The sequence below is a fragment of the Brenneria izadpanahii genome (assembly GCF_017569925.1).
Classification (GTDB): Bacteria; Pseudomonadota; Gammaproteobacteria; order Enterobacterales; family Enterobacteriaceae; genus Brenneria; species Brenneria izadpanahii.
The window spans coordinates 4,650,142-4,673,227 of record NZ_CP050854.1 but is presented as its reverse complement, the minus strand read 5'-3'; the positions used below and the strand labels follow the sequence as shown (position 1 = coordinate 4,673,227).

Genomic DNA, 23,086 nt, shown 5'->3' with positions numbered 1-23,086 from the left:
GCCCATAAATGAGATGGCGCGCTGAATATGGGATTCCCTTACGGGGATGAACTTACCCCGGCGATTTCTGGAGGCCTCAAGGTGTGTAAACGCATTATGTATTCACTTTGCGCTGCGGCCGTATTGGCCGGGGTTAGCGCTGGCGCCCACGCTTATGACAATTTCTATTTATTCGGCGATAGTCTGAGCGATACCGGCAACAACGGGCGTTTCACGTATAACAGCGGCGAGGAGCTGTTATACGATGAGCGGCTGGCGGGCGATTACGGTATTACGCTGGCTCCGTCGAGCGCTGGCGGCACCAACTATGCCGAAGCGGGCAGCGTGGCGGTCGAGGCGCTTGACCCGTCCTTCAACACGCAGGCGCAAGTGCGGCGTTATCTGGCTCAGACACAAGGGCAGGCGGATGGCGACGGGCTTTATATCCACTGGGTCGGCGGCAACGATCTGGCCGTCGCCGCCCTGTCGCCTGAACAGGCATTGTCCATTGCCGCCAACAGCGCCGCGGCGGCGGCGGCTCAGGTGGGCGCGTTGCTGGATGCCGGCGCGGGCACGATCATCGTTCCCTCCGTGCCTGACATCGGCGCGACGCCGACGCTGATGGAAGCGGTGATTACGCAAGGGCTGGCCGCGGTGCAGTCGGACGCGCTGCAGGCGGCGTATGCGTCGCTGAACGCCGTCGCCACGCCGGATCTGGCCAGCCGCCGGCAGGCGATTCATCAGGCGCTGTACGCCGCGGCCGCTGCGGCAAGCGCCGATCCGCAGACGCAACAGGCTATCGGCGCGCAGTTGGTCGCCGCTTACGATACGCTGTCCGCGCAGGGTTCGCAGCTCACCGCGTTTTACAATTCGGCGGAAGAACAGGCTCTGGCGCAGCGCGGCGGCAATATTGTCTATGCGGATGTGAATGGAATATTCAACGAGATCATCGCCAATCCAGCCTCGTTCGGCATTACCAATACGGCGGGGATGGCCTGTCCGCCGGGCGTTTCTTCATCGCAGTGCTTATCATCCACGCCCGGTTTCAGCGATGAACAGGCATGGCTGTTCGCCGATCACTTTCATCCCAGTCCGGCGGTTCATGCCATTCTCGCCGATTACATCCGGTCGATTCTGGACGCGCCGGCGCGCATCGCCAGCTTGAACCAGGGGACGCTGGCGATGGCGCGGGACAGCCGCGCAACCCTGGACAACCGTTACCAGCAACTGCGCCGGGCGGATAATACGCAAGGCGCGCTGGGGATATTCGGCGGTTACAGCGGTCAGTATTTTCGCTACGGCGATAATGAAGCCGGGGGCGACGGAAGCGCCAATACCAATAATTTCACGCTGGGTGTGGACTATCAACTGACGGATAGCTGGCTTATCGGCGGGCTGGTTTCCGGTTCGCTGGACAGACAGCGCCCGGACGATCGCCTGCGCTACGATACGCGCGGTTATCAGGCGGCGGCTTTCAGTCATTTGCGCTTCGGGCCGGCGTGGCTGGCGGGGGACGTGCACTACCTGACGGCGGACTACCGCAATATTCAGCGCGGCATGGCGCTGGGGCCGCAGAATCGCATCGAGGAAGGGGATACCGACGCCCGCCTTTGGGGCGCCAGGCTTACCGCGGGATGGGATGTGCCCATCGCCGCCTGGCTTACCACCGGCCCGGTGTTGCAGTACGCCTGGGATTACAGTCATGTCGACGGTTATGCGGAGAAAGGGGACAGCAGCACCGCCATGCGTTTTCGCGACCAAAACGTTCATTCGCAAATCGGCAGCATAGGATGGCGGCTCGACGCCCGGTTCGACGGGATCTCCCCCTGGGCGGAAGTCGTCTATCGGCATCAGTTCGGCGATGATGTCTGGCGGGCCAAGGGCGGGCTGAAGTCTACGTCGCTGACGTTTAGCCGCGATGGCGCGAAACAGGATACGAACTGGGTGGATATCACGCTTGGCGCCAGCGTGCCGTTGAACAAGCGCGTTTGGGCTTTCGCCGCCGTTTCCCAGACCGGGGGACTTGGCGACGGCGAACAGACCCGCTACAACCTGGGGCTCAGCGCCAGCTTTTAACGCCGCCGTTCTTTATGCCGCCGATGTAAAAAGATCGGTGGATAAATAATTCAGTCCGGAGTCGGGGAGGATCACGACGATATTTTTCCCTTCATTTTCGGGGCGCCGGGCCAATAGCGCCGCGGCGTGCAACACGGCTCCCGATGACGTTCCGACCAGAATTCCATCGGTTTTTGCCACCGCTTTCGCCGCGGCCCGCGCCTCGTGAGTTTCCACGTCGATGGATTCATCATAAACGGACAAATCGAGGGTGGGGGAATGCGTTCACGCAGGACGTCCGAAAAACGATGCACCCCGGTTATCTCATCGGGTTCCGGATTTTCTTCGGTGGGAATAGAGCCTGGGCCAGGTTGGACGGCGACGATTTTTATGTCCGGATTTTTCTGACGCAGATAAGCGCCGGTACCCGATATGGTGCCGCCGGTGCCGACGGCAGCCACCAAGATATCGATTTCACCATCCGTATCACGCCAGATCTCCGGGCCGGTAGTCTGCTCATGAATTTCAGGATTGATTTTATTTTCGAGCTGATTAGTAAAGAAAATATCCTGTTCCTTCGATAATACTTTGTCTGCCAGGGCGCGGGTCGCCGCGACAAAGTCACCGCCGGTTTCTTCCATTACGGTGTTATAGGGTTCGACTTCCGAGAACTTGATCACCTCACCGCCAAATGCCTGAATGATTTTTGTTCTTTCGATACTTACCCAGTCCTGGATATAGGTTCTGAATTTATAGCCGCGAGAGGCCGCAATCGCCGCTAAAGCAATCCCGGTGTTCCCGCTCGTTGTTTCAATGAGCGTAAAATTCTCTTTTAATAATCCGCGTTTCTCCGCGTCGTTTATCATGGCCAGGGCGATACGATCTTTTATGCTATTATTGGGATTAAAGTATTCAAGTTTTGCAATAATATGCGCCTGTAAATAAAATTCTCGCTCATAGTTGGATAGCGCCAACAACGGCGTCGAGCCAACCAGATCGGTAATCGAACGCTTTATATTTGCGGGCATTATGATTTCTCCTTTAATAATTGATAGATAAACGTTGCGTTACTCCAGGAGATACAGACTTTCGTCCCTGACCATTCAGGCCGCAGGCGGTTTTAAAATCTATTACAACATGAGTTTCGACATGCCTGCCGTATAAATATCTTCCAGTAATTTTAAGCCGCCGCTGTAACCGGCAATGCTGCTATTCATCACCAGTTTTTCCAGCATCGGATATGAAATATTGATATGCAATCCATTCAGCCGGGCGGCGATTTTCTTTTCATAACTACTGCCCAATATTAATGGCGTGCCGGCGAAATCTATTTGCGCGATGGCTTCATGGATTTCATAACCATTGGTGGAGAATTCAATATCAGCTTCGATACCGTAGTTCAGCCGTTTGAATTCCTCTATTATGGCTTCGCGGTATTTCTTGGGCGTGTCATCAGTAATAAATTGTTTGGTAGGGAACATACCCAAATCATTGGTTAAGAATTTAGTCACCGCCAGACTGTACTGAGCATCAGACACCACCGTAAAACGCTTGGACATAATGCGTAATTCCATAAAGGTATTCGCATAACGTTCGATGTAATAATAATATTCCGCCTCAGATTCAGTGATGACGTTATGCGCTATATCGGGCGCTACGCCGGCGGCCTCGGCGACCGCGCGCAGGAATTTCGATGTTTCAAATGCCCCGATGGGCAATACCGGGTAATGGAGATAGGGGGTGGCGAATTTATCCTGCAACAGACGGACGCTTTGTATGCCCGCCCAGGGGGAAACCAGAATATTCAGTTGCGCGTTCGGGATTTTCTTAATGTTGCCGATACCCCGGCCATGACCAAAAATCGTGTTGGGTTTTAGCCCCAGTCTGGTCAACAGCTGTTCCAATATCCGCAGATTGCCCAGCCAATAGGGATCATAAAGGGGCGGGCCCGCGAACAGATTTACGCACCCCTTTTGCGCCGCTGCGGTCTGGCCGTCCAGGAATTGATCAAGAATGCCCGACAGCACCCAGTCATGTCCGACGACGTTATTGCCCTTGAAACCCGGCGTATTCACATAGACGACCGGCTTACCCTGCTTCTGGAATTCACGGCTTATTTCTTCCACCCGATCGCCGACGATTTCCGGTGTACAGCCTGTTAACACGACGAACAGTTCCGCATTAATCACTTTGAGGGCGTTCTCGATGGTCGCCTTGAGCTTATCGTTGCCGCCGAAGACCACCTCCTTCTCGCTGATGCTGGTACAGGGGAAAATGTTGGGTGAAAAATGCCCCGAATTCCCCGCTCCGTTGTTATTCAACTTTTCCGCGCATCCCGGTCCGGAATGCAGAATAGGGATGGCGCCGGGGATCGATTGGACGGTGCGCATGGCGCCCAGGGCGCAAACATATCGCGGCTGATCCAGAATTTTTGCCATAACCTATTCATTCTCCAGCAGTAACGCATCGTCAGGCTGTTGATACCACCAATCCGTGTAGGGCATGGTGGTGTGGGCCGCCAAATTCTTTTCAAAGCTGCGGTTACGTACGGTGTCGAGGATGGTCTTGGCGAATGAAAGCATGCCCTTATAGCCGAAAATCATGTATTCATCGGCAACGTACACGGCGGCAATCCCTTGTTTTACCGCCCATACCGTGGATCCTGGATGGCGCGAAAAATACAGATCAGGCTGGTGCTGTTTCAGGATGTTCATAACCTCAAAGTTTTGCTGATCCGCCACGCTTATCGGGAAATTGTTCACCGAGTGCTTTTCCAGGAAATCCATCGCTGGCGGTTGCTTTCCGTTATCGTATTGGTAGTCATAGTGCCAGGCGGCGCCCCAGACCACCTTGATGCCGAGCTCCTGCAAGACCCGCGCCACTTCATAGGTGTAACCCGGTCCCATGCCAATCACCGCCCGCAGCCCGCTAAGTTCTTTAACCAGCGCGGCTATCTGCGGCATATAGATCGCGCTTTCGCGTTTGATGTACGTTTCCACCTCGGCGGATTTATTAATAACCCGGCCGATTTCACGCAGCCAGGTTTCGTAGCCGGTAACGCCCATCGGGTTAATCGTTCGCACGTAGGGCACGTCGTATAACAATTCCAGGGCGTTGCCCAAATAGGTGCCAAGTGCGCCGCAAATGCAGACCGTCGCCAGAGATTCGGATAAGTGGGAGAGATCCTCCACCGAGGCATTGGTATATAAAAATTGGGTTTGCACCCCGAATTCGGCAAACAGTTCGGTAATTTCTTCGCGCTGACTTTCGTAGAAGTTTTTGAAATTAATGACCTGCCGTTTTGCCCTGGGAGGTTTGACGATGCCTTGTAACACGGCATGATCGGCGATATCAAAGCCGGACGCCCAAATTCTGGACTTGAATCCCTCGCAGTGTACGGCGACAACGGGAATATCCAATTCAGTTTTCAAATCGGAAACCAGTCCGTCAATGTCTTCGCCGATAACGCCGCTTACGCAGGATGAGGAAATAAACAACGCTTTGGGCCGGTAGGTTTCAATGGTTTTTATGATGATCTCGCGCAGCGAATTCAGGCCGCCGAAAATGGTGTCCACTTCATTCATATCGCTGCCGATAATGACCGTTTCATATTTCTTGCCGACTTTCACCGCCAACTGTTCGCCGATGGCCACGGAGCTGGGAGCAACGGCGGTACAGCCGGCCGGGGTGTGATAAACCACCGCCACATCCATAATGCGCGTCAGTTGTGAAATAGCGCAACTGGACAGACAAGTGCTTGACTGGCTGAAACATCGCTCCCGATTCTTTACCTGCCCGCACCGGCTTTGGCGCGATAGATGAGCCAGATCGCCATGATAGCCGCTGATGGAACCCAGCCGGTTTTCCCGGGTACGGATAGTCGATGAATGTAGATTAATGGATCTGATTTTCATTGCTTTTATCTCTTCTCCATAAAATTCATAACAGCGGAACCTTTTATCATTCAGCCGGTTGTGCAATTCATATCATCAGTTAAATTGATATGCGCCGCTCTCAGTCATCTGATTAGAAAATAGAAGAACTGCGTATTTATATTTATTGTCACAAGAAAGAGAATAATACAGTGGGTATTGAATGAGTTATCATCGTTATTATCCCCAAATCCACTGCGCATCATTAATTAGAATGACGAAATTTTTTTTGGAAATTAGCTCTACTGTTCCATTGTGGGGAAGGTAATGTAAAATAATAAAATTGAGTAAGTAAATCGAAAAAGGACACAAGGTGACATCAAATGGAGTATTGGTTTTCTAATAAGATGAAAGATATAAAAATATGATGCATGAAATATATATTAATTATCGCGATTTATATCTCGAAAAGGAATAATAAAAGAAAATTGGCTGTCTGGTTGCGATAAATAAATTAACGCGTGGGATGATAAAAGAAAATATTATCCGAGTTAGATAATGATTGTGCGGACGGGGCGAGCCTCATGGATGAGGCGAGTAATCGAACGCAGTTCGATGGAGAGTCCACATCCCAGAAAGCAAAAAACCAGCCGTTAGGCTGGTTTCTTTAAATTAGTGGTGCCCGGACTCGGAATCATTCAGCTTTCTATTAAGTTGAAATGTAGCATAAATTTTAATCGTGCCAGTTGTCAAGACCCGTAGGTTGACCAGAGTTTTTATAGATAGATCAGAATGATGTGTCACATGCGATAAAGAAATACCCGGTTCGTTCCTTTGGTTCGATTCCCTATGATACCTGAAAATCGTAATTCGATAAGCTTTCATCACTACCAAAGAATCCCGCAGATAATATAATGTTCAGCAAACCAAAAGTTAAAGTAAGCGCGTAGCCTTTAGAGTCACCTAATGGCGTCACTAACCACTTTAAAGCCTCGGTGGCATCCGTATTAGGCAGCTCATCCCGTGATGTAGCTCGCAACATGATGAACGTTGGCATTAAAGGTGCCATCGTCAAAATCGAATCCATGTGGGCATAGTAGGCAGAATGCCTTTCTCGATCTACTATATGGCGAAAAATGGCCGCATGTGCTGACCAAAAATCTGGCGCTGGAGGTGGGAACCACTGGCACCCACGTTATCACCGTTTCTCCGGCGGTGTTGCACACGCCGATTTATGAAGATTTATTACCAAAGACAAAGTGAAAGAGGTGATGAGTAACTTTGAAAGCCTCCACTCAATCGGTTTCGTGGGCATGACGGCAGACGTGGCGGAAGCTGTACATTCTTGCTTACTGACAAGGCTAGCTGAGTCACTGGCGTTGTTTGGGATTTAGGTTAGAGGGAACGGCTGGCCGTAATTAATGCCCATTTGTTCGGGCAATTAAATAAACAGGCCGCTCAATGGGCCTGTTTACGTTAGGTCTCAATCCTGCTCCTCACCTATGATTTTTTGCTGCCATGGTTTCCAGTCCACACTTTGCGCAGCGAGTATATCTGCGGACCATTCACGGGGCGTGATAATCTCAAAGGCAATGATCCCTTCCAGTAATATCTGCCGGGCGACCCCCGCGTCACCCATTCTGTCCGATTCATCCTGTAACAAACGGCAGCCAGGACACTGACAATCCTCATTGTGACAATCATCACTGAGCAGAAGAGTAATATCGTTTTTGAAATCACGAAAAATATGACTGAAGCTGCCGTCTAGGTTAGAGAAGACGACCAGCAAAGAGGAAGAGGACGTGTTCAGATCGGACATGCTAATGAAATGATACCCTTTGGTCAGTTCTTTTTTCGTATTAAACCAGGGATTAACTAAAACTGAGATATTCTCGTCTTCGCAACGAAACATTAAGTCATCAAAAACATCATCTGAAGGGATAATATCTACACGATAATCCGGTAATTCATAACCTCGGGTAGACCAGTTTTTAATATAAAGTTTTATCGATAAAGGGTCTGTGAGCAGGAATATTTGTTTCGAAAACTGAACGATCTCCTCATCATTACGGTTAACGAAAGATATTAACGGGGCATAGAATTCCTTGGCCATATCATATTTTAGTGAAATTCCACGAGTGTAATTTACAATTGAATATTTTTTTATTTCGACGAATTCCTGAGGATAAGGGATTTTTTCCTCAAGATCGTGACGACGTCCAAATAAATTGCCATCTTTACTGTAACTTAATGGATTACCTTCTTTTTGCGCATCATTAAGATAATGGTTCATCATTTCTAACGTCGTGACCGCTTTCGACTCTGAAAAGCGTTGAACTTTACTTCTTTCCAGCAGGTAACGCTGACTCCCATCCTCCAGCGTCGCGCGGATACAGAATGTTCCTTTCTTCTCCTTTGCATTTTCAGCGTTCCAAACGACCTGTTTCAGTGTCGAGATATCCGCACTCCCCATCCACAACGCCTGACTGCCAGGAAGGCAGTCCAGCCATTTGCGATGATCAAAACCCCGTAATTCAGGATGCGTCTCGTTATCTGCCATTTTTGAGATGCCAAGGATGCGATCTGAAGGACGTAAACAGTCTTGGTGAATAATCCCGGCATCAGAAGGAAGGCCTATTTCGTCTACTTCAATCAGCAGAGCCGCATCATGAACGCCAAACCCGCAGTGGATACAGACAGACTCTGCGTTGGCTAGGATCTGATTGCGTATCTTTTCTGAATAAGTGATAGCGAAAGGCATGGCGTCAAAATCTTCATTACTGTTTATATCACCAACGAACAATTTCTTTTCAGATAAAAACTCACTGGTTTTAAGAAAACGTATTGCACCTTCGTAGGTAGCAAACCGGGCATGTATTTTATACTGAGCGCCATTCGCTAATTCTACATGGGTGTCATAAATTTTAATTCTCTTATTACCTGATTCATCAAAGCGATAAAATGCCACCAGACCGATATCATATTCAGGAAGAAACGATGACATTAATATTATTTCTCGACCAGAGGAGATATCGTATTTTTTAGGATCAAAACTCCAGAGGCTAACCGATGATGGGGTATTCTCTGCAGGTTTATTTTTAACAAAGTCAGCCAGTAGTTTTACTGTGGTTTTACGATCCACAGATTGTCTGTTTTTAGACCACTGCAATGCATAGGAAATAAATGTTCGCCAGACTAATTCAGGTTGTACATTAAGTAGGCAGGCGATCGATATCAGAAAGGCCTTCTCCAGTTGTCCACCGGCGGTAACGTCAAAGGTGATAACAGCCATTCTTCTTATCAGCCGTTGAAACTCATCACTGGAAAAGGAGTTCAGAGTATGAGCGGCTGTGATCTTATCCACACAGGACTGTAATTTAGCTAGGCTATCCGTTTCAGATGCAGACAGGGGATTTGTCACCGAACCCACCTTGTTTAGCCTAGCGGACTCAAATATTTTCCTCAGATCTTGCAGGATTTTATTGGAAGAATCGATGGAGGTAGCAATGATAAGCATGTCTTCATTATTTTTACTGTTTCTGAAGCCGAGAACAATCTGCTCAATGGTTTTATAGAAATCAGAGTCTGGTTGCTCAGAGAGAGACAGCTTACGTTTGGCCTGAAGATATGTTTTACAGTCATCATGAAACAGGACAATGTCATCAACGCAGTCATCTGTTTCAAAGGCGACAGCATGCAGTTTTAAGCCCTCTGATCTGTCCAGAGTGCGGCTAATATCGAGACTCAGCCCCATTGATAAGACAAGGTAAGCGGCTATTCTCTGCTGAAAATCTATACCGCTGTTTGTGGCTGCGCCACCACCATTGCTCTGCATACGGATACTTTCCTATTCGAAGTGAACGGTTACCAGTCACGCCAGGGTCGTGAATCATCACGAATAATCTTGACACCGTCGAGCCGTTGATAATACTGGTTTTCATATTCTGCTGGTGGCATCTAATCGTTTGAACCATGCTGACGCCCACAGCTATAAAACATTTTGATGTAATCCAAAATATCGCTGCGGGCTTCTTCCTGCTTTCCGTAAATTTTTTTCTTTACCCGCTTGCGTTTCAATAGTTGGAAAAAGCTTTCAGCAACCGCGTTATCGTGGCAGTTACTACGTCGACCCATACTACCTTCCAGACCATTTGGTTTCAGGGACGACATGCCATTCATGCATGTATACTGACTGCCTTGGTCTGATCCTACCCACGAATGGTGGACACGCTGTTAAGCGAGTAAAATCGTTAACAAGGTGAACCATGACGCAAGCAAAATCTGTGAAGAAGACATCCCGTAATCAATATACCCCGGAGTTTCGCCAGCAGGCGCTGGCGCTGGCTGAGCGCATCGGCGTCGCCAAAGCCGCCCGGGAACTCGGCCTGCACGACTCTCAACTCTACGCCTGGCGCAGTAAACAACGTCAGCAGGGCTCCACCTCTGAGCGTGAGCAGCAACTGGCCACGGAAAATGCCCGCCTTAAACGTCAACTCGCCGAGCGGGATGAGGAGCTGGCTATCCTCCAAAAGGCGGCCACCTACTTCGCCAAACGCCTGAAGTGAAGTACGGTTTTATACAACAGCATCAGGCGGCGTTCTCAGTGAAAAGTCTGGCCAGGGTACTGCGTGTCTCGCGCAGCGGCTGGTATGCCTGGCTGAAGCGCCGGCAATCCCCCTCACCGCGGCAGATGCGCCGCCAGCAGTGTGATGAGCGGGTGGCGCAAGCTTTTATACAGGCCAAACAGCGCTATGGCGCGCCCCGCCTGACGCAGGAGTTGCGTGAAGCCGGTCATGGCTGGAACCGTAAAACGGTGGCGGCCAGTCTGCGACGTCAGGGATTACGGGCCAGAGCGGCGCGCAAGTTCAAAGCCACGACAAACAGCCGGCATAACCTGCCGGTGGCGTTGAACCTGTTGCAACAGGACTTCAGTGCTACGGGGCCGGACCAGAAGTACGTTGGGGATATCACCTACCTGTGGACAGAGGAAGGCTGGCTGTACCTGGCGGTGGTTATCGACCTGTATTCGCGTCGGGTGGTGGGTTGGTCGATGTCGGAACGAATGACGGCGGAGCTGGCGTGCAATACGCTGAAAATGGCGCTGTGGCGGCGAAAGATGCCGCGCGGCGTGATAGTTCACTCTGACAGAGGGAGCCAGTATTGTTCCCATGATTATCAGAGTGTTATCAAAGACAATGAACTGATATGCAGTATGAGCGCGAAGGGCTGTTGCTACGATAACGCTTGTGCGGAAAGCTTCTTCCACAGTCTGAAAGTGGAGCTAATCCACGGTGAGAGGTTCAACACGCGGGAGGAGATGAAATCGGCGGTATTCGAGTATATCGAGATAGACTACAATCGGCACCGACGGCATAGTGCCAACGGCGGGCTAAGCCCGGTGCAATTTGAGGAAAGAAACCTCGCTTAAGGCTGTGTCCACCGTTGCTGGGCAAGATCAGTTTGACTGAACCAATACTTTTTGAGTATTGGGCCCCCCCACGAGAGTAGACAAATTCTGTCTTCACGGACGGAGCCAGTTCAAAGTCCTCCGGACTGATGTTGCCGAAGTGGCTGTTGTAAGTATCTCGATAAATCACACCATTCTTTTTTAGAGGTATCCATCAAAAGCTAATTTGAGAGCATCGTTATAGATAAGACTGAATTCAACGAATGATCTCGAGTCCCCTCAAATCCCCCAAAACATAAGATTAATAGCATCCTTAATCTCATCGGCATACTCGCCAAGATCCGCGATAGCCTCACCAATGACTTCAACGGGAACGCTTGATAGCTCAGTGGTCATCAACCGATAATCTTCGCCGTCGATGCGGATCAGAGGGAACAGCACTTTATTCACTTTCTCAGACAGGTGATGTGACTCGATAAGTGGGATGACCATGCGACGTTTTGGTGTCTCGACAATATCACTTTGTACATCGACAAACATTGTGTAGTGACTGGCGCGTTTGTATTGATAAACAATGAATTGCATGATCACCAGTTCCTGTTTTCATCAGCAAACGAGCCATGCTGTTCGATAAATCGGGCGACTTCTTCCATTCCTTCGCGGTTTTCCTTCTTCCATGCTTCAGCCTTGATACGGCGGGCTTCTTTGCCAATGGCGTCATTCACCAGACCAGAAATGTTGACTCCGGCAGCACTCAGAACCTGATAATTGTCTTTGTCTACGGTAACGCTGACGCGGTGTTTCATGATAGTGATCCTCTCTTATACACACTGTGAGTATATACTTCGCATAATTGTTCAGCAATTAGCCAAAATAAAAATTCAACTCTAACTGCTTCAACTCCTCAAATGCATAGACCCGAAAAACATGGCGGTGCTTTGCTTTCAGCGGGATGTGCTGATGATTCACTATGACGTGTTTGACGCTATTGAACAGCAGCTCAATCGCGCGTTTTATCTGCGGGTTGGGCACGATATAGAAAACGTACATCCAGTGTTGCTGAGTACGCGCCAGTAAATGGCTGGTGATAATCGACTGGTAGCGGGCTTTGGTTTTCAGGCGGCGCTCGGTTTCAACGGTGATAACGATTCCGTCTGGTAACGTTCTCACTCCATCCGGGCGATGATATACCTGATAGCGACTGCGAAACGTTGAACAAGCGCCACTAACCCATCCATAAGCGCCTTTCTTCTCCAGAATGATCCGGGCACGCTGGTTATCAAGGTGATGCTCCAGCGTCCAGCCAGTGACTTTCGAAGGCTCGAACCGCGCAGGAAAACATGCAGACTCAGCTCCAGCGCCAGACGGGTCAGCGCCCGGCCTTTATAGTTATCCATCTGCTCCAGCAGTTCCGGCAGGCGTTTTAGCGGCAGGGCGGGATGATGTTGGGTCACAACAGGGGTTACGACGCCATCCAGATCGTAAGCCGGATTATATTTGATTACTCCTTGCTGTACGGCGTGGCGCATGATTTTGGTCAGATGCTGACGCACCCGTCCGGCGACGTCATGCACGCCTTGATCGTCAATCGCCTTAACAAGCTGTGCCAGATGGCGGGTTTCAACCTGTGCGATATCCATTGCGCCAATCGCGGGGAAAACGTAGCGTTTCAGGCAGGTAAGAATTTTATCGGCGTGAGCGTCCGACCAGAGCTTAAGACAACTGGTGTGCCATGCGGTGGCGATGTATTGAAAGGTGCGGGATTCATCAACGATGGTGTTATCCGTTTTGCGGATCAGGGCAGGGCTGATGCCGGACGCCAGCAGCTTACGCGCCGCGTCGCGCTTTTCGCGGGCTTCCGCCAGCGTAGTCTGAGGGTAAGGGCCAAAGGCCAGACGGTTTTCTTTACCGCCGAGGCGATAGCGGAAATACCATAGCTTAGCGCCGCTGGTGGATACCGTGAGGTACAGACCTTGCGAATCGGTGAGCTTGTAAGATTTTGCGAGAGATTTCGCGGATCGGACTTTGCTGTCAGTTAACATATGAGGGTCACTCCCGTTCATCGAACTGAATGACCCGCAATCTGACCCACAAATTCCCCGATACGAAGGGATAAATCAAAACGCATCGGAAAAGATTTTTACGCCAACTTATTGAATTACATACACATAGGAATTGATAAGGAAGCATAAAAAAGGAAAGGTGGTGCCCGGACTCGGAATCGAACCAAGGACACGAGGATTTTCAATCCTCTGCTCTACCGACTGAGCTATCCGGGCAACGGGGCGCATTAAACCGTATTGACTGCTTGTCGTCAACGGGTTTATTAGTTAATGCGTGGAAAACCCTACTGACTGTCGACTTTTCAGCCAACGCGCGCAAGCCGCGCTTCTTATTGCTTCCGATGTCAGGTTAATGCCCCGTTTTTACGACATAGCGAAAAGCGAAGAACATCTTCAGCCAGCCGCCGCGCCGTTGCAATGCTTGATGCCTGATGTTTTACCAGCAGATTGCTTAAGCATCCTTCCAAAATCAGTTCCATCTGCTGAGCCACCATTTCCGGATCGTCAGTTTCCAGCTCTTCCAGCAGGTCTCGGGTATAACGATAGGATGCCTGCTTTTGTTGCTCTGCGATCTGATGTATCGGGTGGTTAATATCCGGAAAGAAACTGCAGGCGGCGACGAACAGGCAGCCGGGATAACGCTGTTGTTTTACCGCATCATGCAGCACTTGATAGCGCGCCAGGAGTTTTTGCTCAGTGCTTTTGGTTTCATCCAGCAGAAGCTGTCGCCGCCAGACATCAACCTGTTGGCTGTGATAGCGCAGGCTATCATAAAGCAGGGCTTCGCGATCGGGCCAAAACGGCAGTAACTCCGTTATGGAAACGTCCAGTTTTTTAGCCAGCATTTCCAGAGTGGTCATGGCGAAACCGTGCTGCTCTAATAGCGTGAGTGCGTGTTCAAGAACCTCTTCCCGTTGCATTGGGCCTCCTCCAGAAAAGCGGTTGTCGGATTATACCCTTCATCTTTCAAGTTGCAGGTGCGTTGGCTGCCTAATTACTTGGCCCTTCCCTGGGCCTCGCCCCAGTGGGGCCGCCGCCAGCGGCGTTCAAATCTGCTCCCGGCAGATTTGTCACCCCAGTTACTTACTTCAGTAAGCTCCTGGGAATTAATGAGAGACATCCTGTCTCTCACCGAAGGCCAGCCGTTGGCTGGTCAAATTCGTTCCCGACGAATTTGTCACTCGGTTGCCGCCTTCCTGCAACTCGAAATCTATTGGGTATGAATAGTGTCGTTTACGGACTGAACTTCTGCAAATGCGCCTGAAATTTCTCCGCGTCCATAAAACCGGTGACGCGCGAGCCGGGGATCTCTTTACCCTGCGCATCGAAAAACAGAATGGTGGGTAGCCCCAGAACCTGTAGCCGCTTCAGCAACATGTTCTGTTCCGCCTTATTTTCGGTCACGTCGGCCTGTAATAATGTCATTCGCGATAAAAGGCGTTGCACATTGCTATCGCTGAAGGTGTATTTTTCAAACTCTTTGCAGGCTACGCACCAATCAGCGTACAGATCGAGCATAACGGGTTGATGACTTCCCGCCAGCGCATTATCCAAACCGGCAACGTTGGCCACCGGCGTAAAACTGACGGCGGAAGAGGCGTGCCGCGGTTCAGACCCCGCTGGCGGGAATATCCAGTCTTGCAGCGGCCGCGTTGCAACCAGCGCGCTCGCCAGCAGCAGTAGCTGAACGCCGCGCATCCATCCTTTACGGCTGCGTAGGCTCAGCGTGAACGCCCAGCCGAAAAAGGCGACTCCCAGCAGGCTCCACAGCCTTACCCCCCAGCTTTCGCCCAGTATGCGCTCAAGGAGGAAAATGGGCAGCGCCAGAATGACAAACCCAAACGCTTCCTTGACGTATTGCATCCACGGGCCGCTGCGTGGCAGCAGCCGGTTGCCGAACAGCGTGACCAAAATCAGCGGCAGACCCATTCCTAATGCATATAGATACAGCGAACCCCCTCCCGCCAATAAATTACCGCTTTGCGCAATATAAAGCAGGATTGCGCTAAGCGGCGCCGTGGTGCACGGGGAGCAGATTAATCCCGCCAGCGCGCCCATACTGAATACGCCCGTCAGCGAACCGCCTTGCTGACGATTGCTCCATGCCGTCAGGCGGGTTTGCATGGCGGAGGGCAGTTGCAGGGTATACAGACCGAACATTGAAAGCGCCAGCGCGATGAACAGCGCCGATAGGCTTATCAGAACGTACGGATGCTGCAGCGCGGCCTGAAAACGCAGTCCCGCGGCGGCAACGATTAATCCCAGCAGCGTGTAGGTCAGCGCCATCCCCTGCACATAAGTCATCGATAGCCAGAAGGTGCGCAGGGGCGTCAACCGCGTTTCCCTGCCGAGCACCAGGCTGGATATCAACGGGTACATGGGCAGCACGCAGGGGGTAAACGCGACGCCGATGCCAATCAATAGCGCCCACCAGGGGGAGAAGGGAAGCGGCGTCTCAGATGACGGCGGGCGTTGCGCGGAGCCCCCGCCTGCGGCCTGGACAATCTGGCTTAGCGGAATGATATGCGTATCCGGCGGGTAGCAAAAACCCGCTTCCGCGCAGCCCTGATAGGTGACTTTGACCGTTGCGCCTTCATTTACCTGAAGCAGCGGAATGGTGAACGACACCTGCCGCTGGAAAATGAAAACCTGACCGAAATAGTCATCCTGATGGCTGGCGCCCGCCGGTAAATCGACACGACCAAGAACAGCATCGCGGCCCTCCAGTTTTATCTGCTGGCGATAGAGATAATAGCCGGGTTGAATCTCCCAGCGAACGGTTAATCGGTCATTCCGCTGCTGAAAATCAAAGGCAAAGGCTCGGTTGACCGGTAAAAAAGGCGAGCCCTGGCTACTGCCAAAGTCGTTTGGGTCAAAGGGGGAGGCCGCCGCGGTCGTCGCGCCGAGTGCGGTCAGGAACAGGAAAATCAGCGTAAAGATGCGTTGAGCCATGTCAGATAATCGTTATCGCCATTCAATACCGGCAACGCCAGCAGTTCCGGCGTCTGATAAGGATGATGTTGTTTCAGGTGAGTCAGCAGAGTCTGCTGATGTGAGGCATCGCTTTTGATCAGCATTTGTATTTCTGATTGTTGCTCAAGTTTGCCTTCCCAGTGATAAAACGAGCGGGCGCCGGGCAGCAGCGTCACGCAGGCGGCGAGCTTCGCTTCCAGTAATGACGCGGCGAGCCGCTGCGCGCAAGACTCATCAGGCGCGGTGCAGAGTATAACGACGGCATCGCAAGCAGGGCGGTCTGACATCGTGGCCTCCGTTTAAGGTGAACATAGGGACACTATACCTTGCTTTATATGAGGAGGGGAATTATGCGGATTGACTTGGTTGGCCGTTATGCCGGACGACCGATATAAAAGTTCCCAAGCATAATAAAGTAAAGACGCGCCGTTCCTTGGGGAACCGGCGCGCCTTAAAAATGATGTCAGAAATTAAGAGGCATCGCTCTCGTCGGTGTAACGTTTGGCTTTATATGCCGGATGCATCAGGTTCTGGGTGGAGAAAATGTCATCCAGTTCCGCTTCCGTCAGCAGACCGCGTTCCAATACGACTTCCCGGACGCTTTTGCCGGTTTCCGCGCAGATCTTGCCGACGATATCGCCGTTGTGATGGCCGATGAACGGGTTTAGGTAGGTGACGATGCCGATAGAGTTGAAGACATATGCCTCGCAGACTTCCTTGTTAGCCGTAATGCCGTTCACGCATTTCTCCAGTAGGTTGTAGCAAGCGTTGGTCAGAATGTGCATTGACTCAAACATTGCCTGACCGATAACGGGCTCCATGACGTTTAACTGTAGTTGCCCTGCTTCGGAAGCCATAGTGACGCAGGTATCGTTGCCGATCACTTTAAAACATACCTGGTTGACCACTTCCGGAACGACCGGGTTGACTTTGGCCGGCATGATTGACGAACCGGCCTGCAATTCCGGCAGGTTAATTTCGTTCAGACCGGCCCGCGGCCCGGATGAGAGCAAGCGCAGGTCGTTACAGATTTTCGACAGCTTCACGGCCAGGCGTTTAAGCGAGCTGTGAACCATAACGTATGCCCCGCAGTCGGAGGTCGCCTCAATCAGATCCTCAGCCGGAACGCAGGGCAGGCCGCTGACTTCCGCCAAGCGCTGTACCGCCAACTGCTGATAACCATCCGGCGTATTCAGTCTGGTGCCGATGGCCGTCGCGCCGAGATTCACTTCCAGCAACAGTTCCGCGGTACGCAGCAAGTTTTTATTTTCTTCTTTCAGTAACACATTGAAAGCGTGAAACTCCTGGCCCAAAGTCATGGGAACCGCGTCCTGCAGCTGGGTTCGCCCCATTTTCAATACGTTTTCAAATTCTTTGGCCTTACGTTCGAAGCCATCGCCAAGCTGTGTCAGCGCATCGATCAGTTTCAGAATAGAAGCATAAACGGCGATGCGGAACCCGGTGGGGTAGGCGTCGTTGGTCGATTGGCACTTGTTCAGATGATCGTTTGGATTGAGATATTGGTATTCGCCTTTTTGGTGCCCCATCAATTCCAGGCCAATATTGGCTAACACCTCGTTGGTGTTCATATTTACCGAGGTGCCCGCGCCGCCTTGATAAACATCTATTGGAAATTGATCCATGCATTTGCCGTTATTCAGTACCTCATCACAGGCCTGGATGATGACATCGGCAATTTTGCGCGGGATAGTTTGCAGTTCCTTGTTCGCCAGCGCCGCGGCCTTTTTAACCATGACCATACCGCGTACAAATTCGGGGATATCGCTTATCTTACTGTTACTGATGTAAAAATTTTCGACAGCCCGTAAGGTATGAACACCATAGTAGGCATCCGCGGGAACTTCTTTGGTACCTAACAGGTCTTCTTCAATACGAATGTTATCTGACATGAGAGCCTTCTCTATATTCTGCTGACTAGAAATTGTTTGAACTAATTGCAATATCACAGGCGGCGATTGTAGAGTTATCGACTGAATCTACGTTCATTTGCATTATGATATGCTGTATATATCAAAAAAAATAGTAGCCTAGATCACTATCTGATCTTTCCATTACACTCAGATAAATGAACTGTGATAGTCGTCACGACTCACCACTTTCAGATAACAAATAGCTGTGTCATAGCTTGAAAATAGCTGATCGCGCTACCATCTCAGTAGATTATAATGTGCAGAGCAGTGATGCCTGGTCATATTTGTTTTCAATAACATAATTTGTTTACAACAATCGCGTTTGTTTTTAACAACAGGCGTTTTCACAAATAGGAGAATCAGGTGCGCTGGTTACCGTTGCTGTTAATTTTTCTTTTCGCTTACATAGAGATATCGCTGTTTATCCAGGTGGCGGAGGTTCTCGGCGTGGCGATAACGCTGTTGTTGGTGGTGTTCACTTCCTGTATCGGCGTGTCGCTGGTGCGCAATCAGGGAATGAAAACGATTGTGCAAATGCAACAGAAGATGGCGCAGGGTGAAAGCCCGGCGGCGGAGATGGTAAAAAGCGTATCGCTGGTGCTGGCGGGTTTTCTGCTGCTGGTTCCCGGATTCTTCACTGATTTTCTGGGGCTGTTGCTATTGTTGCCGCCGGTACAAAAGCGTTTGACCCTCAAGTTGATGCCGCACTTGCATATCTGGCGTTCCGGCCCCGGAGCGTCGGCGTCTGGCGGCAATACGTTTGAAGGCGAGTATCAGCGTAAGGACGATGTGCGCAGAAATCTTGACCATCGGGATGAAAACGACGATCGCTGAGTGTTAGATTAGTCACATAATGAAAAGTGGTTATCTTTTTGATAAAAATCACTTTTTATTTTGTTTGCGGCAAAAAACGCCATTCGGTGCAAAAAAAATAAATTTCCCCCCTTGAAGGAAAAAGAATTGCCCCCACTTAAAACACCACAAGGCCAGATATGAAGGCATAGCTGGCGTTTATCCTAAACTGATATGGACTTTCTCAAAGGAGAGCTATCAATGAAAATTCGTCCATTGCATGACCGCGTGATCGTCAAGCGCAAAGAAGTTGAGTCCAAATCTGCTGGCGGTATCGTTCTGACCGGCTCCGCTGCAGGTAAATCTACCCGTGGTGAAGTACTGGCCATCGGCCATGGGCGCATCCTGGAAAATGGTGAAGTTAAGCCGCTGGATGTGAAAGTAGGCGATATTGTTATTTTCAATGATGGCTATGGCGTGAAGTCAGAGAAGATCGATAACGAAGAAGTCTTGATCATGTCTGAAAGCGACATTCTGGCAATTGTTGAAGCGTAATTACGCGTAATCATCTGAACTGAACGAATTTAAGGGAAATACACCAATGGCAGCTAAAGACGTAAAATTCGGTAATGACGCTCGCGTAAAAATGCTGCGCGGCGTGAATGTACTGGCTGATGCAGTGAAAGTTACTCTGGGCCCTAAAGGCCGTAACGTTGTACTGGATAAATCCTTCGGTGCGCCAAACATCACTAAAGACGGCGTTTCTGTAGCGCGTGAAATCGAACTGGAAGACAAGTTCGAAAATATGGGCGCGCAAATGGTTAAAGAAGTTGCCTCTAAAGCGAACGACGCGGCAGGCGACGGCACCACCACCGCAACCGTACTGGCTCAGTCCATCATCACTGAAGGTCTGAAAGCCGTTGCCGCGGGCATGAACCCGATGGATCTAAAACGCGGTATCGATAAAGCCGTGATCGCCGCGGTTGAAGAATTGAAAAAACAATCTGTTCCTTGCTCCGATTTCAAAGCCATCGCACAGGTTGGCACCATCTCTGCAAACTCCGACGAAACCGTGGGTAAACTGATTGCAGAAGCGATGGAAAAAGTCGGTAAAGAAGGCGTTATCACCGTTGAAGAAGGCACCGGCCTGCAAGACGAACTGGACGTTGTTGAAGGTATGCAGTTCGACCGCGGTTATCTGTCCCCTTACTTCATCAACAAACCGGAAACCGGTTCCGTTGAGCTGGAAAGCCCGTACATCCTGCTGGCTGACAAAAAAATCTCCAACATCCGCGAAATGCTGCCGGTTCTGGAAGCCGTTGCTAAAGCAGGCAAACCGCTGCTGATCATCGCGGAAGATGTTGAAGGCGAAGCGCTGGCGACATTGGTGGTCAACACCATGCGCGGTATCGTGAAAGTGGCCGCTGTTAAGGCTCCTGGTTTCGGCGACCGTCGTAAAGCCATGCTGCAGGATATCGCTATCCTGACCGCCGGTACGGTTATCTCCGAAGAAATCGGTCTGGAACTGGAAAAAACCACGCTGGAAGATCTGGGTCAGGCCAAACGCGTTGTTATCAACAAAGACACCACCATCATCATCGATGGCGTGGGCGACCAGGCGACTATCGAAGGTCGTGTTGCTCAGATCCGTCAGCAGATTGAAGACGCGACTTCAGACTACGATAAAGAAAAACTGCAGGAACGTGTGGCTAAACTGGCTGGCGGCGTAGCCGTTATCAAAGTCGGCGCCGCAACTGAAGTTGAAATGAAAGAGAAGAAAGCTCGCGTTGAAGATGCCCTGCACGCCACCCGCGCGGCAGTGGAAGAAGGCGTGGTCGCCGGCGGCGGCGTGGCGCTGATTCGCGCGGCTTCCTCTATCACCGCGGCTAGCCTGAAAGGCGACAACGAAGATCAGAACGTAGGTATCAAAGTTGCGCTGCGCGCAATGGAATCGCCTCTGCGTCAGATCGTGGTTAACGCCGGTGAAGAAGCCTCCGTTATCGCCAATAACGTTAAAGCGGGCGAAGGCAACTACGGCTACAACGCGGCGACTGAAGAATACGGCAACATGCTGGACTTCGGTATCCTGGATCCAACCAAAGTTACCCGTTCCGCTCTGCAATACGCGGCATCCGTTGCTGGTCTGATGATCACCACCGAATGTATGGTTACCGATCTGCCGAAAGAAGAAAAGGTAGATTTAGGCGCGGCCGGCGGTATGGGCGGCATGGGCGGTATGGGTGGAATGATGTAATGCGGCGTCGCCGTCATGAGGGCTAATGTTCTGATGGCGGCTTGACCGGCTTTACAGCTGTTTCTTCTATGCTGTACAAAAGGCGCTGACTGATGGATAACACCGGTCAGCGCCTTTTATTTTGTCATCCTCTAGCCGCCGCCCCTGTTTCCCGTTTAATTTTCTCCTTGATTTTTATTCTATTTTTTGACTTTCTACTGCCTTGGTTAAGTTGAGGAAATACTGTCGTATCAGGTAACCATAGGTTTAGAACGTGTTATCAGAGCGCTATTCTGCGCTACAATATGAAGCGCTTACTTTATTTACCAATCACCCCTGAGTGGAGTAGGGATAATGTCTGATGGGTTGCAATTTTCCCTGCACACGATTGAATGGTTTATCGAACCGCCCGCGATAATCCCTGGGCGCATCAAAGACTGGCTGATGGAAACGGATTCAATGACGCAGCGTCTTGATGGATATTGCGATCGGCTGACGGTATCCGTTCGCAATGAGCGCTTTATCCCGCCGGGGGAATTGAACGATGAGCTGGCGCTCCTGCCCGTCAGCGACCGTTATTGGCTGCGTGAAGTCGTGCTTTATGGCGACGGGCGTCCCTGGTTATTCGGCCGCACTTTGATTCCCCGGCAAACGCTGGGGGGCGCCGGTATCGACCTGACAAAAATCGGTAATGAGCCCCTGGGGCGTTATCTTTTTCGGCATGACGATTTGACGCGTGATTATATACATACCGGACTCTGTGACGGGTTGTGGGCGCGGCGTTCCCGTTTGTGCCTTTCTGGTCATCCACTGTTGTTGACCGAGCTGTTTTTATCAGAGGCACCGCTTTATTTGACGGATGGCCGCGAAGGCTAGCCGGTAATTGAGGAGATTAGTCCGTTGGAAAGAAGTGTAACAGCGGGGAAATGGTTGGCTTACTGTCGGTTGATGCGTATTGATAAGCCGATAGGTTCTCTATTGTTGCTGTGGCCGACTTTGTGGGCGTTGTGGCTGGCCGGACGAGGCGCGCCTGAGCCGTGGACATTGCTGGTTTTTGTCGCCGGCGTCTTTTTGATGCGTGCGGCGGGTTGTGTGATCAACGATTATGCCGATCGCCATTTTGACGGTCACGTGAAGCGCACGGCTTCACGTCCGCTGCCCAGCGGCATGGTTAGCGAGCTGTCTGCAAAAGTCCTGTTTGTGGTGCTGGTTATGTTGGCATTCGGCCTGGTTCTGACGCTGAACAAGATGACCATCTGGCTTTCGGTTGCCGGGCTGGCGCTGGCGTGGATATATCCGTTTATGAAGCGCGTCAGCCATTTGCCGCAGTTTGTGCTGGGCGCGGCGTTCGGCTGGTCGATTCCGATGGCCTATGCGGCGGTTAGCGAATCACTGCCCGCAACCTGCTGGATGATGTTTTTGGCTTATGTTTGCTGGACGGTGGCGTACGATACCCAATACGCGATGGTCGATCGGGATGACGATCTCAAGATCGGCGTTAAATCCACCGCTATCCTGTTTGGCCGCTTTGACACGCTGATTATTGGCTTGCTGCAGTTGGGCGTGCTGCTGCTGCTGGCGGCTCTTGGCTATATGATATCGCTGGGACCGTTATTTTACGGGGCGCTGCTGATTGCGGCCGGGCTATTTGTTTATCAGCAGACGCTGATCGCCGGACGAGAACGGGACGCGTGTTTCCGGGCGTTCAAGAATAATAACTATGTCGGCATGGCGCTGTTTATCGGCGTGCTGCTCGGCCTGTAAACGGGCGGCGGATAGAT

At 51.1% G+C, this 23,086-nt stretch carries 17 protein-coding genes, 1 tRNA gene and 4 pseudogenes; 7 read left to right on the top strand and 15 right to left on the bottom strand.

Annotation, left to right across the window (positions count from 1 at the left end; all coding sequences use genetic code 11):
* Positions 1 to 96: 96 nt before the first annotated feature.
* Positions 97 to 2,055 (top strand): autotransporter outer membrane beta-barrel domain-containing protein, encoded by a 1,959-nt coding sequence (locus HC231_RS20880; protein WP_208228586.1) that lies wholly within the window; start codon positions 97 to 99, stop codon positions 2,053 to 2,055.
* 12 nt (positions 2,056 to 2,067) lie between these two features.
* Here the strand turns inward: HC231_RS20880 and HC231_RS24190 are convergent, their stop codons facing one another.
* From HC231_RS24190 to HC231_RS20855, 6 genes and pseudogenes are all read right to left on the bottom strand, one after another.
* A complete protein-coding gene (locus HC231_RS24190) occupies positions 2,068 to 2,271 on the bottom strand; it encodes a hypothetical protein (RefSeq protein WP_281397354.1) in 204 nt (67 codons plus the stop codon).
* Between the two features lie 104 nt (positions 2,272 to 2,375).
* Positions 2,376 to 3,062 (bottom strand): annotated as a pseudogene (locus tag HC231_RS24185) (PLP-dependent cysteine synthase family protein); the annotation flags it as partial.
* Between the two features lie 102 nt (positions 3,063 to 3,164).
* Positions 3,165 to 4,472: a nitrogenase component 1 gene (locus HC231_RS20870; protein WP_208228585.1), complete on the bottom strand. Its 1,308-nt coding sequence runs from the start codon at positions 4,470 to 4,472 to the stop codon at positions 3,165 to 3,167.
* 3 nt (positions 4,473 to 4,475) lie between these two features.
* The gene (locus tag HC231_RS20865) at positions 4,476 to 5,948 is read right to left on the bottom strand and encodes a nitrogenase component 1 (protein ID WP_208228584.1); all 1,473 of its coding nucleotides are present in this window, start codon (positions 5,946 to 5,948) and stop codon (positions 4,476 to 4,478) included.
* A 1,441-nt stretch (positions 5,949 to 7,389) separates the two neighbouring features.
* Entirely contained in the window at positions 7,390 to 9,741 is a 2,352-nt protein-coding gene (locus HC231_RS20860) for a hypothetical protein (RefSeq protein ID WP_208228583.1), read from the bottom strand.
* A gap of 122 nt (positions 9,742 to 9,863) precedes the next feature.
* Positions 9,864 to 10,118, bottom strand: a pseudogene (locus HC231_RS20855) (IS3 family transposase); the annotation flags it as partial.
* Between the two features lie 53 nt (positions 10,119 to 10,171).
* On the opposite strand from HC231_RS20855, the gene HC231_RS20850 reads away from it, so the two are divergent.
* A protein-coding gene (locus HC231_RS20850; RefSeq protein WP_208228314.1) for an IS3 family transposase occupies positions 10,172 to 11,334 on the top strand; the annotation gives its coding sequence in 2 pieces (ribosomal slippage) (positions 10,172 to 10,430 and positions 10,430 to 11,334; 1,164 coding nt in all).
* A 258-nt stretch (positions 11,335 to 11,592) separates the two neighbouring features.
* On the opposite strand, the gene ccdB is transcribed toward HC231_RS20850, so the two are convergent.
* The 9 genes and pseudogenes from ccdB to aspA all read right to left on the bottom strand — a co-directional run bounded on the left by ccdB (position 11,593) and on the right by aspA (position 18,259).
* Positions 11,593 to 11,898, bottom strand: a complete 306-nt coding sequence (gene ccdB, locus HC231_RS20845) for a type II toxin-antitoxin system toxin CcdB (protein WP_208228582.1) — start codon at positions 11,896 to 11,898, stop codon at positions 11,593 to 11,595.
* Positions 11,899 to 11,900: 2 nt separating this feature from the next.
* Positions 11,901 to 12,119: a type II toxin-antitoxin system antitoxin CcdA gene (gene ccdA / locus HC231_RS20840; protein WP_208228581.1), complete on the bottom strand. Its 219-nt coding sequence runs from the start codon at positions 12,117 to 12,119 to the stop codon at positions 11,901 to 11,903.
* A gap of 58 nt (positions 12,120 to 12,177) precedes the next feature.
* Positions 12,178 to 12,651: pseudogene (gene mobC / locus HC231_RS20835) on the bottom strand (MobC family replication-relaxation protein); the annotation flags it as partial.
* Positions 12,606 to 13,355 (bottom strand): annotated as a pseudogene (locus tag HC231_RS20830) (tyrosine-type recombinase/integrase); the annotation flags it as partial. The pseudogenes HC231_RS20830 and mobC, both read right to left, overlap by 46 nt.
* Positions 13,356 to 13,516: 161 nt before the next feature.
* Positions 13,517 to 13,592 (bottom strand) — tRNA-Phe (locus HC231_RS20825).
* Positions 13,593 to 13,720: 128 nt separating this feature from the next.
* Positions 13,721 to 14,296 (bottom strand): transcriptional regulator, encoded by a 576-nt coding sequence (locus HC231_RS20820; protein WP_208228580.1) that lies wholly within the window; start codon positions 14,294 to 14,296, stop codon positions 13,721 to 13,723.
* 313 nt (positions 14,297 to 14,609) lie between these two features.
* Entirely contained in the window at positions 14,610 to 16,328 is a 1,719-nt protein-coding gene (locus tag HC231_RS20815; protein WP_208228579.1) for a protein-disulfide reductase DsbD, read from the bottom strand.
* Positions 16,304 to 16,636 (bottom strand): divalent cation tolerance protein CutA, encoded by a 333-nt coding sequence (gene cutA / locus HC231_RS20810; protein ID WP_208228578.1) that lies wholly within the window; start codon positions 16,634 to 16,636, stop codon positions 16,304 to 16,306. Before cutA ends, HC231_RS20815 begins: the two co-directional genes overlap by 25 nt.
* A gap of 183 nt (positions 16,637 to 16,819) precedes the next feature.
* Positions 16,820 to 18,259, bottom strand: a complete 1,440-nt coding sequence (gene aspA / locus HC231_RS20805) for an aspartate ammonia-lyase (protein ID WP_208228577.1) — start codon at positions 18,257 to 18,259, stop codon at positions 16,820 to 16,822.
* 384 nt (positions 18,260 to 18,643) lie between these two features.
* Between aspA and HC231_RS20800 the strand changes: the two genes are divergently transcribed.
* The 5 genes from HC231_RS20800 to ubiA all read left to right on the top strand — a co-directional run bounded on the left by HC231_RS20800 (position 18,644) and on the right by ubiA (position 23,069).
* Complete coding sequence (locus HC231_RS20800; RefSeq protein ID WP_208228576.1) at positions 18,644 to 19,114, top strand: FxsA family protein; 471 nt, start codon at positions 18,644 to 18,646, stop codon at positions 19,112 to 19,114.
* Positions 19,115 to 19,333: 219 nt separating this feature from the next.
* Positions 19,334 to 19,627 (top strand): co-chaperone GroES, encoded by a 294-nt coding sequence (locus tag HC231_RS20795; RefSeq protein ID WP_208228575.1) that lies wholly within the window; start codon positions 19,334 to 19,336, stop codon positions 19,625 to 19,627.
* Between the two features lie 46 nt (positions 19,628 to 19,673).
* On the top strand, positions 19,674 to 21,326 hold the full coding sequence (gene groL / locus HC231_RS20790) for a chaperonin GroEL (protein WP_208228574.1): 1,653 nt from the start codon (positions 19,674 to 19,676) through the stop codon (positions 21,324 to 21,326).
* 333 nt (positions 21,327 to 21,659) lie between these two features.
* The gene (gene ubiC / locus HC231_RS20785; RefSeq protein ID WP_208228573.1) at positions 21,660 to 22,181 is read left to right on the top strand and encodes a chorismate lyase; all 522 of its coding nucleotides are present in this window, start codon (positions 21,660 to 21,662) and stop codon (positions 22,179 to 22,181) included.
* Between the two features lie 24 nt (positions 22,182 to 22,205).
* Entirely contained in the window at positions 22,206 to 23,069 is an 864-nt protein-coding gene (gene ubiA / locus HC231_RS20780) for a 4-hydroxybenzoate octaprenyltransferase (RefSeq protein WP_208228572.1), read from the top strand.
* Positions 23,070 to 23,086 lie beyond the last annotated feature (17 nt).